This is a genomic window from Bacteroides sp. Ga6A2, assembly GCF_000702225.1.
GTDB lineage: Bacteria > Bacteroidota > Bacteroidia > Bacteroidales > Bacteroidaceae > Ga6A1.
In genome coordinates this window covers 147,461-162,402 of sequence record NZ_JNKX01000007.1, presented here as the reverse complement: position 1 = coordinate 162,402, position 14,942 = coordinate 147,461, and the positions used below count along the sequence as shown (strand labels likewise).

Sequence of the window (14,942 nt, the reverse complement as noted above, 5' to 3'; positions counted from 1 at the left end):
GAATCATTACTTAAAAAGTTAAGACTTGAAAGTTGAAAAAGCTATTTAATTGACAATTGTCAGTTGACAATTATTTTAGTTGAGAATTGAAAAAACTTTTTTAATTCACAATGGACAATGAAGGGAAAAATCCCATATCGTAGTAATTAACGATATGGGATTTTTCCGTTGAATACGCTATTTTGAATTTATTAAGGAGATAGTAAGGGGAAAACAAGGGTGTAGGTACGGGGAAGATACGGGATAGCAAACCGAAAGGTATGCTCAAGGTACGGGATAGTAAGGAAATAGTAAGGGAGTAACAAGCCGGAAGATTTGGAGTAGCTACGGGGAAGATACGTTCAAGCTACGTTGTAGCTACGGGGAAGGTACGTTCAAGTTACGTTCAAGTTACGTGGAAGGTTCGGGGAAGTAAGCCGTAAATCCCAATTCACAATTGCAGTGAACAATTGACAATGAATGGGGGAGTAAGGGGATAGCAAGTGGTAAGCAAGCAGAAAACTTGGGACAATGTTTTTGAATTTTGGAACTTGAAAGTTGAAAAATCCAATTCACAATGGAAGCCGCGTAGGAAAGAATTGTCAGTTATCTTTCAACTTTCAAATTTCAATTCTCAAATTTATGATTCACTTTCGGCATAAAATGGATGTGATATCTATGTTTACCGAATGAAAGGTATTTGTGCTTGAAAGCGTAGGATTTTCATCGGCCTTTTTCATCCAGAACATAACCATCTCTGGCGATGTAATGGTATGGCTGTCTTCGAAGATGCACTTTTCGGGCTTGATTTCTTCCCATTTGCGTGATGTATGGCGAAGGGTTCGCATATTGTCAAGTTTGATGCTTTCGTCCACATCGCCGTACAGATTGTCTCTATTTATGAACATCTCTGCCATGCAGTCGGCTTGCAACTCAAAACGTTCTTCGAGAAGTGCTTTTCTTTCCTCGTCCATTCTCGTGCCCAGTTCGTTTATGTAACTGCTTATTCCAAGAATATTCTGAACGTGATGACTTACACAATGTGCCACAAGATAGGTGGTTATGAAATCTTGCCTTATGCCGCTTTGCTTATGCAGAAATTCAAGATATGCCATGTCGAAGTATATTGTGCTGTCGGCTGCCGAGTAGAAGATTCCGGTATGCGTCTCTCCCTTTGACGATTTGCGGCATTCCACCTCGCCCTTATATATAATAAGGTTAGGCTCTCTGTATTTCGGAAAGCTATCAGAAAGCACGTACAACCAGAAATCGGTCGTACGTGCAATATTGTCTTTTATAAACCTTACGGTCTTATCCTCTTCTTTTGTTGTCTCGAATCTTATTCTTTCTGTCGATTCGGTGTTCTGCTTGTCCCATTGGCTTTTGGCAAGGAAGCAGCCGCCAATGATGATTGCCGCAGTCAAAAAGTAGTAATACTTTCTTTTCATTTGTTCATGTCTTTGTCGGTGGTCGATGCGTACATACCTATGTATGCGCCCGTAAATCCGCCTGCAACTTTAGTGCTCAGAACGGTTGCATCCTGCTCGCTGAATTTCATTTCTATCTTGTTTTCAGCCTTTGCTTCCTGAAAGAAATAACTGAACTGCATCTTGTCGCCAACTTGCTTTACCTTCAGCACAAGTTCCGACAGTTTCTTCTTGTTCGGAATCAGTTGTTCTTCCGAAAAAGTCTTGTCTTTGTTTCGCCCGCTCAGTCTGATAACCATCTTGCCCTTGCTGTTTACTGTCTTTCCGAGAGTATAGAAGTGCTCGTCGTTGTAGAAGCAAGCCATTCCTGCAAATTCGCCTTCTTTCAGAGGCAGATAGTCGAGGTGTACGGTGGCTGTGTATTCTTTGCTGATTACGCGCTCGCCAATGAACGACGGATTTCCGTAACTGTCGAGCGTAACAGGGCGCGGCGTTATTCTCAGCTTTCCGCCGCCAACCTGATACCAACTGTTTGCCGGCTCTTGCGGAGTTCTGATAAAGTTCCACTGATTAGAGAGTTTGTTTGCCATGAAGTCGTCGCAGTTGCCGGTAAGATCGCGGTTTTCCGGGCGCAACATTCCCTTTTTCAGTTTCAGCGGAACGCTTTCGCCTTCTTTCAGGATTATCGGCTGCTCGTCGTTCCATGTTACAGGCAGCAGGAATGTCTCTCTTCCGGTATTGTAGAAGTCGTCTTTGTACGGGCGGCATCCGAGGAATACTGAAAACCAGTTGCCGTTTATGTCTTGAATAAGGTCGGCATGACCTGTGCATGTTACAGCATCTTTTCTTCCTGCCGGCAGATTTCTTTGGGTTAATATCGGGTTGATAGGGCATTGCTTGTAAGGTCCCATCACGCTGTCTGCCGAGAAAATAACTTCAGAGTGAGCCTCTGCTGTTCCTCCTTCGGCTGCCATCAGATAGTATTTGTTGTTTACTCTGTAAAGATGCGGTCCTTCAATCCAGATTGGTTTCTTCTCCGGATTCGTTCCTTTGTCTATGATTACCTTGCTTGTGCCTTTCACAACCTTGCCGGTCTTTACGTCAAACTCGTGAATCCATATTGCTCGATGGCCGTCGTACTCGGCAGGGTAGGAAGGTGCGTCGTTGTTCACGATATACGCCTTTCCGTCAATGTCGAAGAAGAACGAAGGGTCGATGCCGCCAACCTCAGGCAGCGGAATAGGGTCGCTCCAATGATTGTACTTCGGATTTGTGGTCTTGACATAGAAGTTTCCGCCCATATCGACGGTTGTATAAACAACGTAGAACGTATTGTTGTGCTCGTTGAACTGAATATCGGGAGCATATACGGCGCGCGACATTCTCAAGTCCTTGATGTTGAGTTGCGACTTTCTGTTCAGGACATATCCGAGTTGCTTCCAGTTTACGAGGTCGGTGCTGTGCCATATCGGAATTCCCGGATAATATGCAAACGAAGAGTTTACAAGATAGAAGTCTTCGCCTCTTCTGCAAACGCTCGGATCGGGATAGAATCCTCTGATTACCGGATTCAGATATTCCTCGTTTGGGTCGTACTCTATTGTTTTGTCATCGTTGTGGTAGAAAAAGTTAGAGAAAACGGCTTTTTCCTGCGAAAAGCAATGACCATAGGCAAAAAGTAGTGAACAAAATGCTGCAACTCTTATGAATTTCATGATTTTTAATATATTTATTATGATGAAAACTCCTTAAATACTTGGTAAATATAATATAAGGTATTTAGAAATAGCATATAAAATATTTTACTGCAAATATATACTTTTCCAAGAGATAAATTTGTATTTAAAAAAGGTTTTTTATATTTTTGTCCCCAAAAGCATGTTCTATGCTCGTAAAAATTATGAGCTGTAGTTCTTAAAATTAATATTTCGGTATGAAATACACCATGATGTTAAAGCCTTTTGGGCTATTGTTTTTACTCTGCATGTTGCCTTTGTGGGCAGCTGCGCAGACTATTACAGTGCGTGGTACCGTTAAGGATAATGCCGGTGAAGCTATTATTGGTGCTAACGTCGTACAGACTGGTACGACAAATGGTACTATCACCGACTTTAACGGTAATTATACTTTGAAGGTGCCAGCTAACGCCAGTTTGAAAATTTCGTTCGTCGGATACGAGCCGCGACTCGTGTCTGTTGCCGGCCGTCATAACATCAACATTGTGTTGCGTGATGACTCTAAGGTCTTGAACGAAGTCGTTGTCGTTGGTTACGGACAGATGAAACGAAGTGACCTTACCGGTTCCGTTGTGTCTGTATCTAACGAGGCTATTAAGAAATCTGTGGCAACATCTATCGATCAGGTACTTCAGGGTAGAGCTGCTGGTGTGCAGGTACAGATGAATAGCGGTTCTCCGGGTGCAGGTTCTGCAATTCGTATCCGAGGAATCAACTCTCTGAATGCAACATGTCAGCCAATCTTTGTTATTGATGGTGTCGTTGTTGATGGCTCAACCGAAGGTGTTAATGATAACCCTCTGTCAACCATCAACCCAAGCGATATTGTCTCTATGGACGTGCTGAAGGATGCTTCTGCTACAGCTATCTATGGTTCACGAGCTGCAAATGGTGTAATTCTTGTCTCTACTCGCCGTGGTACAAAGGGTGATGCACATATCACTTACGATGGTTACGGCGGTGTTCAGCAGATGCCAAAGAAGTTAGATTTGCTGAACTTGCAGGAGTATGCAGCTCACCAGAATACTTTGGCCAAGTTGGGTCTTACAAGCTTCGATGATAACTTTGTAAGCGCAAAGGATCTTGGTGATGGTACAAACTGGCAGGATGCATTGTTTCAGAATGCGCTTATAACATCGCATAATATTGGTGCTACCGGTGGTACTGAGCGTTCTAACTTCGCGCTTGGTGCTGGTTTCCTTGATCAGGAAGGTATTGCACGCGGTTCTGCATTTACACGTTTCTCCCTTCGTTCAAATGTCGACTGTTTGGTTAAGGACTGGGCTAAGGTAGGTATGAACTTCGCCGTAAGTGATGCCCGCCAGAAGGTTGGTTGCGATAATGACGTAATCCTTACTTCTTTGCGTCAGACTCCAAACGTATCAATCTTTAAGGCTGACGGTACTTACGATGGTCCTCATACATCATTGAGTAACAAGGATGTACAGAGTAACCCGATTGGTCTGGCAAGTCTTACTGAAAACAAGAAGAAAATTGCTGACTTGAGAGGTGATGTGTATGTCGACCTTTCTATTGTAAAGGATCGTCTTTCATTCAAGACTGAGTTCTCATTCGACTACTCTGTAGCAAGTACATATTATTATCTTCCTTCTTACGAGTTTGGTACGGTTACAAACGACCAGCGTACATCTACTCGTTCAAAGGCAACTTCTGAGTACTATTGCTGGAGAAACGTTGCAACTTATCAGAACCTTATTGATAAAGTTCACTCAATTAACATCATGGTTGGTCATGAGATGAGTAATACCAACTACGAGTATTTGGGCGGTACACGAAGCGGATTCCTTTCAAACATTGCGCATGACCTCGATGCCGGTAATGCTACAACTGCTTTGAACAGCAACCATTCATACGACAACTCTATCCTTTCTTTCTTCGGACGTGCGTTCTATTCTTACGACGACCGTTACTTGCTTACTGCTACAATACGTGAGGATGGATCTTCACAGTTTGCAAAGGGTCACCAGTGGGGTATGTTCCCTTCAGGTGCGTTTGGATGGAAGGTTTCTAACGAGAAGTTCATGAAGGATTTCAAGTTTATCAACAGCTTGAAACTTCGTCTTGGTTATGGTGCTGTAGGTAACCAGAATGTTGAGCAATGGGCTTTCGCTTCAACGATGAAGGCTATTACTAACAACTGGGGTGGTGGTTTGAATTATATGAACATGGGTAACGAAGACCTTACTTGGGAGACAACATATGCTGCCAATGCCGGTTTCGACTTGAATATGTTCAAGAACCGAGTAGAACTTGTATTTGATGTTTACTATAAGAAGACAAAGAACCTGTTGCTTGAGTTGGCTTTGCCTGCTTATATGGGTACAACAGGTAGTGGATCTATGGAGGCTCCTTGGGCAAACGTAGGTTCCCTTATAAATAAGGGTATTGAGGCAACTATCAATACCATCAACTACGATAAGAAGGGCTTCTCTTGGAAGAGTAATATCGTCTTCTCAATGAACAAGAATGAGGTTAGCGAGTTGAATATCCAGAGCGGTGTTGTAGACCGTACCATGACAGACCCTAACGGTGTGTCAACAGTTGTAACTCGTACTGTTGTTGGTCAGCCTATCGGTCAGTTCTATGGATACAAGGTTATCGGTCGTTTCAACAACATGACAGACTTCTATTATAAGGATGCTTCTGGCAAGATTAAGGAAGTGCCACGTCCAGAGGGTACAGCAATTAGCGAAAATAGTGTTTGGTTGGGCGACTACATCTTCGAGGATGTTAATGGCGATGGCGTAATCAACGCAAACGACCAGACATTCATCGGTGATCCAAATCCATTATTTACATTCGGTTTCGGAAATACGTTTGCTTATAAGAACTGGGATTTCACAATCTATTTGAACGGCTCTTATGGAAACGATGTGCTTAACTATGTTCGTCGCTGGAGCGAGGAGCCTTCTCAGACTACAAATTTGTTCAAGTCTGCTCTCGACTATCCTGTAGTTAAGGGTACAGGTAGTGAGGCAACACTTTCTGGTGGTGATGAGCACATGTATCGTTTGAGCGCAACAAACGCTAATACAAACAATCGTATGAGTAACAGATATATCGAAGACGGTTCTTATATCCGTATTCAGAATATATCATTTGGTTATACTTTCCCTCGAAAGATTACTCGTAAGTTCAGTGCCGAGGCAGCCCGAGTTTACGTCAATCTTCAGAATGTTTACACATTCACAAAGTATAAGGGATATGATCCAGAGGTAGGTTGCTACGGTTCAGATGCCTTGTTGCAGGGAGTTGATTACGGTCGATATCCATCGGCTCGTGTATTCACTGCAGGTCTTAGTTTAACATTCTAAAAGTTTGATTGTATGAAATTTAAGTATATACCTGTATTTTTCGCATTGTTTGCCGTTTCGTTTGCAAGCTGCGATTTCCTCGAGAAAGAGCCTTCTGATCGTCTGGTCGATGAAGAGTTCTACAAGGACGAGGCGGACTTGGCTGCGCTTACCGGAGGTTTGTATAATACGGCTTGGTTCGATTTTAACAGACATTTCTATCACGCTGTCGGAGATGGTTTCGCAAACAACTTGTGGGGACCATACGACAAATATCTTGCTCCGTTCAATAACATTTCTGATATTTCAAGTAGTGGTGCTATTGACGAAGGCTGGAACTCATTGTACAATGTCGTTAATCAGTCAAGTATGATGATTAAGAAGATAGATGAGTATTCGGCAAGCACTATTCCAAGTGAAGTAAAGCAAAGATATATTGCTGAAGCAAGATTTATGCGTGGTTTGGCATATTGGTATCTTGCATCATGTTGGGGTGATGTGCCGATTATCGAGGATAATGCTGCAATCATCATGACTCCTTTGATTCAGAAGGTTAAGCAGGAGGATGTATTTAAATATGCCCTTGCAGATATGGAATTTGCGGCATGCCATTTGCCAAGAACCCAGAATAATGCCGGTCGTGTAACTCGCTATTCTGCTCTTGGTATGTTGTCACGTTTCTTCTTGGTATATGCAGGATATAAGGCAGCTCATGATTATGCTAATCCTGCAACATATAACCAGAAGTTCCGCGATGCAACCTATTTGGAATATGCAAAGTTTGCTGCTTTTGCTGTAATCAAGATTAGTGGTTTGTCGCTTCAGCAGAACTACAAGGATCTGTTCACTACAGATAATAATAACAATAGTGAGAGTTTGTTCGCTTTGCAGTGGGTTCCGGGTGTGTATGCTTACGGAACATCAAATACTCATCAGAATTGGTTGGGCTATTCTACCGCTATCGTTGCTGGTCAGGTTGCCGAGGGTAGTGATATTTACGCATCTGCTGATATGATAAGGTCATATTCAAATGATGACCTTCGCTTACATTCAACATGGTTCAGCTATAAGGATACATATTCTGAAATATGCAAGATATATGGTGGCTTGACTTTTGATAGAACTCAGAACTTGAGCGATATGATATATCGTGCAAATGCAAAGAAGGGTATCGTTGGTTCTTACGAGGATAATGGTGTGAGTTACGAGAACAACTCAGGTCTTAACACATATATGCTTCGTTTGGCTGAGGTATATCTGAACTATGCAGAAGCATCTATTACAAGTACAACAGACGTTCTTACAAGTAGAACACAGGGCGTTAGCGATACTAAGATTAAGAAGACTCCTCTTGACTTCTTTAATGATGTTTATTCTCGTGCCCATAATGGTGAGAAACTGACATCTGTAGATATGACAACCTTGCTGAGAGAGCGCAGACTTGAGTTCGCTTTGGAGGGAAGATATTGGTACGATTTGCTTGCATGGTCATACTACGATCGTTCAAATACAATCAACTACATTTTGGGTGATCAGAACCGTACATATCAGTACTACTATCGTACACAGGAGTTGAGATATGAGATTGACAAGACAAAGACAATCGGTGTTGTTGGTGTAACAGCTGATAACTTCAACTTCCTCTTGCCTTATCCAGAGTCTGAGGTAACTCAGAATCCATACTTGAGCGGTGATGCAATATCGTACCCTGAAATCAAGTCATTGGAGAAGGAAATTGCTTCTTATGAGGCTCTGCTGATGTCTGCTTATCAGAGTACTGTTTTAGGTAGTGGTAACTAAATGAAGTTTAATATTCTAAATATATTAACAATGAAATCAAAGTTTTTCTTGATCGCATTGTCTGCGTCGATTATACTTACATCTTGTAACAAAGATTTGTTTAAGTATGAGAACGGAGATTCTACTATAAGCATCAGCCAGATACATTATTTGCATGCTTCTGCTAATGGTACGACGGATGTGTCTACTGATTATGCGCGTTTGGGTGAGACAATACGCCTTACCGGTACTGGTTTTGTTGGTGTAAAGCATGTATATGTAAACGGTTATGATACATATTTCAATTTGCAGTATCTGACAAACAACTCTATGCTTGTTACAATTGACGAGAATACTCCAATTGAACAGGTGAATGACCAAGTGAATAACAAGAATTGGATTGTTCTTGTTAAGGAAAATGAAGCAATAAAGGCAAAAAAGGCGTTGAAGATTCGTCGTGCTGCCCCTGTCGTGCATGATATTTCAAACAGTATGCCACAGCCAAATGAGTGGATTACTATTTATGGCGAAAATCTGCAGAACGTTGCTTATGTACAATTTCCGGGTGCAGATATAAGTACCGTATATGCTGATGGTGGGGATAATTTGTATAGTGATGATGAGAAAGGTACGTATGTAAGGGTGAAAGTGCCTGCAAATTTTGATACCCGTACTGCAGAGAATAACAAGCATCAGGGTGCTATTATTATAAATGCCGACCATGATGGAAATGGAGTATGCGAAACACCTGCATATTTCAACTATCGTAGGGGCTTGTTGGAGAATTTCGAAGAGGGTTCTTCTGCTTTCAACAACTCTAAGTTTGATGCTTCGGAATGTACTATGACAGATGAAGCGTCAGGAAATGAAGACGGTACGAATGACGGTCATTATTATGTGATGAATTCTAATTCTACTTATATCAGTGACACTACAGCTTCACGCAGAAATATTTATGTATTTGAGAAGCTTGAGGCCTTCAATAATCTGCCAAGCGAATTGGATGAATTGTATTCAACAGATGTTGCGTTGCAGTTTAATGTAATGTGTCCGCAGGAATGGAATTCAGGAAATATTGATGTTGTATTCGATATTAACTATGGAAACTACAAGATGACTTATGCCCCTTGGGTGTCAGGTAAGACTGATGATTTCAGTAAGGGATTTGCAAAGGGTAGTTGGTTTACTGTTACCATGCCGTTCAGTACTATTACTGATTTCCAGGGCAAGACATTCGGTGAAATCCGTAAGATATTGGCATCTATCGAAAGTCCGGTTTGGGGAATCTATTTCGAGAATGTAGATCAGACAAATGTATTAAATGGTGTTTCTGTTGAGTTTAAGGCTAAGATGACCACGATAACACCTTATATTGACAATATTCGTGTCGTTCCTTTGACTGTATCTAAAGATAAAGTATATGGACGCGATAATGAATATAATTAAATAGAGGAGGGCATATTATGAATAAGTATTTAAAAGTAGGTTTCGTTTCAGCTTTCGCAGCAATAGCGTTGCAGTCATGCTACGATGAGAAGATGGAATGGTATAACCCATATACCCCTATCTCTAAAAGTGAAATTCCTCAGGAAACAGAAAAGTTGGTAGCACAGTGTCAGCCTTTGAAGAGTTATGCAGCCAATGCATCGTCTGACTTCCACTTGGGTGTTTCAGTCTTAGGCTCTTCGTATGTTGAAAATACTAAATATGCTGAGACTGTAAATGACAATTTCAACTCAATTCAGCCAAGCACAGAGTTTGCGTTGTGTAATGTTGTTACCGATATAAACGGTACTTACAACTATGATATGCCTGATGCTCTGTATAATGCTGCGATAGATAATGGATTGAGCATTTTTGGACATTGTTTGATTTCAAATCAGTTCCAAAATGTTGAGTTCCTTCAGAATGCCATTGCAGACAAGGTTAGTCCAAGTGAGGAGACAAACTATATCAATGTATCTGGCAACGAGAATGAGTATGATTTCTCATATAGTTTCAATTTGGAAGATTACCAGTTGTATGGCAAGGATCGTGAGCATTACAATGACGGATGGTCTTTCTCATCAAACGTAAGCGATTCGTACTTCAATGTTGGTGTTCAGTCTTTGGAAATCACAGATGGTGACGACTGTGTGAAATCAGAAAATAAGGCATGTCTTTGGGCTTCAACAGAAGGTTGGGAACAGGGTGATGCAACGGATGTTGCGCAGGTTGTAAGTGATTATGTACCTGTACCTAATACAGGTAAACTGTCATTTTCATTCTATGTGAAAGGATATTCGCTGACAGGGCAGACTGCAAAAATGAGAGTTAGGATTCTTGGTGTGAAAAATGGTCTTAATGGTCTTGTTCCTGCGTCAGGTGGTACTTCTGCATATACTTCAGAAATTAGATTGACTAATGATTGGAAGCAGATTACGTTCCGCGACCTTTTGCCAGATGGTACTGTTTCTGATTATTCTTCACCAGTTCCTGCTGTTCGTATTGTGTTTGATATAACAGAAGCGCCAAATAGTTATGTATATTTCGATAACTTGGTTTTGAAAGTTTCTGGAGGAACTTCTGCTGATGGTCCGAACTATATCGCAAACTCATATTTCGATGGTAACGAAAAGACATATAATTGGTCGTTCGTTGAAAACCGTGAGTCTGTTGCAAGAATGGAGCTTGGAAAGTCAATCAATGGAAATGACAACTCAATCTCTGGAGGCAATTGCTTGAAGATTGTTAATACTGCAAGTTATAACAGCGCTGGCGATGTTACGGTAAATGCTATGTTTACTGATAACAAGACGCTTGTTATGGGACAGAGATACCGTCTGACATTCTATGCGCGTGCAGATGTCAATAATGCAATCGTTGAATTCAGTACATCAAACAAGTCGGCAGACAAGAGCCCGGCAAGTGCTCAGTCTCCTGCTGAAGGCCAGCAGAGCTATGTTCTTTCTACAATATGGGAAAAACAAGTTTGGGATTTTACTGCATTGAGTTCGGACATCGGTTCTATGAACTTTAAGTTTGCAAAGACTGCAACAACATTCTATCTTGATGATGTAACGCTGACACCATTAGACGAACCGTCAAGTGCCAAGTCTACTCGTCTTCCAAACTATGTAAGTTCTTACGATGATGCGATGAAGGCCGCCAAACTTTCAGGCATCATGAAGACACATATTGAGAATATGATGAATAGATATGATAAGGTTGATGGTTGGGACGTTGTTCAGCATATTGTTTCAGATAATCAAACTTCAACATCATCAACCTATCTTGATTCTAAGGGCTTGTCTGTTGGAAATGGTGAATTCTATTGGGGCGACTATATGAAGGAGGACTTCATTTTCAATGCCTTTACGTATGCAAGGAATGTCTTGAAGGCAAACAACAGTAAGGCTAAGTTATTTGTTTCTGAAGGCAACTTGGTTCATAATGAAAAAAAGTTTGATCGTCTTAATCAATTTATAAACAGATTGCAGGCATATGAAGGACAGAAATTGATAGATGGTTTGAGCCTTGAGCTGCATCTGGTTTGTTCAACTGAGATTCATACTCAGGCAGAGCTTTTGAATCAGGTTACAGAGTTGTTTAAAGAGCTTAATAGTACATATTGTACAGGTACAGGTTCTGAAGATCCGTTCCTGATTAGAATTGGTGAGCTTGATGTTCAGATTGAATCTGATTACTTGCCGTCTGTGGCACAGCTTGCTGCTCAGGCTGAGATGTATGAGCATGTAATAAACTGTTATCGTACGATCATTAACCAGAGAAACCAGTATGGTGTGTATATGTGGATGCTGACAGACTCTGATGTTGAGCAGGGAGGTAAGGCTTATAACCGTCACAGAAGTCTGTTCGACGAAGACTATCAAAGAAAGCACGCATATTTGGGCGTATGCAGAGGCTTTGATGAATTAGCAGGAACTTCTGCATATTAAGAAGAATAAATAAAATCTCAAGTAACGTAAGAGGGGTGTTTTGTAACATCCCTCTTTTTGTTTTTAAGGGTGGTTATTGTATTTTTTACAATAAGTTTTGAAAAAATGTTTAAATATATAGTTGATATTACAAATATTTTGTTACTTTTGTGGCTGATGTATAACCATAAAAAACATTTGTTTACATAAAAAATACATTAAGTATTGTGGTGCTTTGATTAGTAAGGCGATAACCTTTAATGCAAAAAATAAATTAAATAATAAATATAATCGAGGCAGGTTGAATGTCTTTTTCGGCTTGTTTCTTAATCATTTTTCTTTATACAAAATGGCAAACAACGAAACAAATGGCTTTTACAAGCTTTCATGGGCTCAGCGCATTGGTTACGGTTCGGGCGACCTTGCGCAGAATCTGATTTTCCAGACGGTGGCATGTTACTTAATGCTCTACCTTACTACAGTTTTAAAGATCAGTCCAGCCTTTGTAAGCGGACTTATCCTCTCTGTTCGACTAATTGACTGCTTCTGGAGTCCTGTAGTTGGACGATATATCGACAACCGAAATCCTAAACTGGGCAAGTATCGTGCATATCTCCTTTATGGCGGTATTCCTCTTACCGTTGCAGCTTGCTTGCTGATGCTTCCACAGGCTGCAGAATGGTCATCAACAATGAAGATTGTATATGCTACAGTCAGCTATACTGTTCTTAGTATGATTTATTCAGTCGTGAATATACCTTACGGCTCAATTATGGCAAGTATGACCCGTGATAACGATGAGGTGCTCAAACTTACATCAACACGAATGGTATGTGCTAATATTGGTCAGATAGTTGTTCAGGCTGGTTTTCCTATAGGTCTTGCTATTGTTGCTCATACAGTTATCGACTGGCCTCAGGCAACATTTATGGCTAGTGGTACAATTCCGGCTTTCGTTATTCTGCCATCTTTGCCAATGCTGAAGAACTGGCTTGGCAAGAAGGGACTCTATTACTTGCTTCTTGTAATCGGCTTTGTTGGATTTTGCATTCTGTTTACCGTTGGTAAATTCTTTGATGTTGAGAATTGCAATACGCTCGTACAGACTGCAAAGGTAATGACTGGTGTAGGACTTCTTGTTGGCTCTTTGATGTGGGCTCTTGTTCCTGAGGTGATTACAGAGGCTGAGTATCGTACAGGAAACAGACCTGCTGCAACTGTAAACGCTCTTGCAGGTGTAGCCTTCAAGGCTGGATTCTCAATTGCAGGTTGGATTACTCCATTGGTAATGGGAATGATTGGCTTTGACTTGGCAAGCGAGGAATCGGCTTTGCCTATTGCACCTAATGCGTGGTTTACTGTTACAACCGTTTTTGCTATCGTTGGCTTTTTCCTTCTGCTATATTGTTTTGTTGGTTGTAAGGAAAGAATTGCTACGACCCCAGCGAAACCAGTTTCGTACGGTGAGATGTTCGCAGAGTTTAAGGCAAACAAGTGCCTTCAGCTTGTGCTCAGCATCTTTGTTGTTGTGTTCCTTGCATCATTCATCAGCGCGCCTGTAAATGTATATTATACAAAGCTGAATCAATATTCAGCGACTGCACAGAATGCAATTCTTTGGTTTACTTGCATTATTCCTGCAATTCTTCTGATTGTTGTAGGATTCCTTATCTACAAGTATCCTCTTACAGATGAGAAACTTGACGAAATGAATCGCGAAATTGAAGAAGGACATAAAGCGTAATAACAGTAAAATAATTAATATGAAAACAGCAAAGTATCTTTGGCCAAAAGACTATATGGCTGACCCGTCTGTTCATGTTTGGAACGGCAGAGTATATATATATCCATCTCATGACTGGGATGCAGGCGTTGGTGACGACGATTCTGGCGCAGAGTATGAGATGAAAGATTATCATGTGTTCTCTACTGATGACCTCGAGGCTGTATGCCGTGGCGAGAAAGAACTCGTTGATCATGGTTGTATTCTCGACCTGAAGGATATTCCTTGGGCAAGCCATCAGCTTTGGGACAATGATGTTCAGGAGAAGAACGGCAAATACTTCATGTACTTCCCTGCAAAGGATAAGACCGAAATTTTCCGCACAGGTATTGCTGTGGCTGATAAGCCAGAAGGTCCGTTTATTCCGTTGAAAGATCCTATGCATGGTTCATACTCAATTGACTATGCTGTGTTCAAGGATGAGGATGGAAAGTACTACTTCTACTTCGGTGGTATCTGGGGCGGTCAGCTTCAGTGGTATAAGGACAATAAGATTGCATTTAACGAGTCGGGCGTTGCTGCTCCACCTCCTGGAGATTCTGAGCCTATCGTACCTGCAAAGAAATCAGAGACTGATGCATTGCCATCGCGAGTAGCCCTTCTTGCTGACGATATGCTTGGTTTTGCAGAAGCGCCAAAACCAGTCGTTATCCTCGGTGAGGACGGCAAGCCTTTGAAGGCAGACGATCCGCATCGTTTCTTCGAGGCTTCGTGGATGCACAAGTACAATGGAAAGTATTATTTCTCTTATTCAACAGGTGATACTCACATGATTTGCTATGCAATCGGCGATAATCCTTACGGACCATTCACTTACAAGGGAGTAGTTCTTACTCCGGTAAAGGCTGGCTGGACAACTCACCATTCAATAATAGAGTTCAAGGGCAAGTGGTATCTTTTCCATCACGACTCAGCTCCTTCGGGCGGTGTGAACAGCCTTCGCTCACTAAAAGTCGTTGAACTTGAATACAACGAGGATGGTACGATAAAGACTATTCAAGGATAAG

The 14,942-nt window shown here is 41.4% G+C and carries 8 protein-coding genes; 6 read left to right on the top strand and 2 right to left on the bottom strand.

What is annotated here, in order from left to right; all coding sequences use genetic code 11:
• Positions 1-626: 626 nt before the first annotated feature.
• Together T538_RS17495 and T538_RS0101530 are read right to left on the bottom strand one after the other, a co-directional pair.
• Positions 627-1,427 (bottom strand): neutral zinc metallopeptidase, encoded by an 801-nt coding sequence (locus tag T538_RS17495; RefSeq protein WP_031535477.1) that lies wholly within the window; start codon positions 1,425-1,427, stop codon positions 627-629.
• Positions 1,424-3,121, bottom strand: a complete 1,698-nt coding sequence (locus T538_RS0101530) for a glycoside hydrolase family 43 protein (RefSeq protein ID WP_051655798.1) — start codon at positions 3,119-3,121, stop codon at positions 1,424-1,426. The genes T538_RS17495 and T538_RS0101530 overlap by 4 nt, the downstream gene beginning before the upstream one ends.
• A 218-nt stretch (positions 3,122-3,339) precedes the next feature.
• Here T538_RS0101530 and T538_RS0101525 point away from each other — a divergent pair, with 218 nt between their 5' ends.
• The 6 genes from T538_RS0101525 to T538_RS0101495 all read left to right on the top strand — a co-directional run bounded on the left by T538_RS0101525 (position 3,340) and on the right by T538_RS0101495 (position 14,941).
• Entirely contained in the window at positions 3,340-6,477 is a 3,138-nt protein-coding gene (locus T538_RS0101525; protein ID WP_031535474.1) for a SusC/RagA family TonB-linked outer membrane protein, read from the top strand.
• A gap of 12 nt (positions 6,478-6,489) precedes the next feature.
• Entirely contained in the window at positions 6,490-8,256 is a 1,767-nt protein-coding gene (locus tag T538_RS0101520; protein ID WP_081835044.1) for a RagB/SusD family nutrient uptake outer membrane protein, read from the top strand.
• Positions 8,257-8,286: 30 nt separating this feature from the next.
• Positions 8,287-9,681, top strand: coding sequence for a glycan-binding surface protein (locus T538_RS0101510; protein ID WP_155992941.1), 1,395 nt, complete (start codon positions 8,287-8,289; stop codon positions 9,679-9,681).
• A gap of 17 nt (positions 9,682-9,698) precedes the next feature.
• A complete protein-coding gene (locus tag T538_RS0101505; protein ID WP_081835043.1) occupies positions 9,699-12,173 on the top strand; it encodes an endo-1,4-beta-xylanase in 2,475 nt (824 codons plus the stop codon).
• A 328-nt stretch (positions 12,174-12,501) separates the two neighbouring features.
• Positions 12,502-13,896, top strand: a complete 1,395-nt coding sequence (locus T538_RS0101500) for an MFS transporter (protein ID WP_031535466.1) — start codon at positions 12,502-12,504, stop codon at positions 13,894-13,896.
• Between the two features lie 19 nt (positions 13,897-13,915).
• Positions 13,916-14,941, top strand: a complete 1,026-nt coding sequence (locus tag T538_RS0101495; protein WP_031535465.1) for a glycoside hydrolase family 43 protein — start codon at positions 13,916-13,918, stop codon at positions 14,939-14,941.
• Position 14,942: the final 1 nt, after the last annotated feature.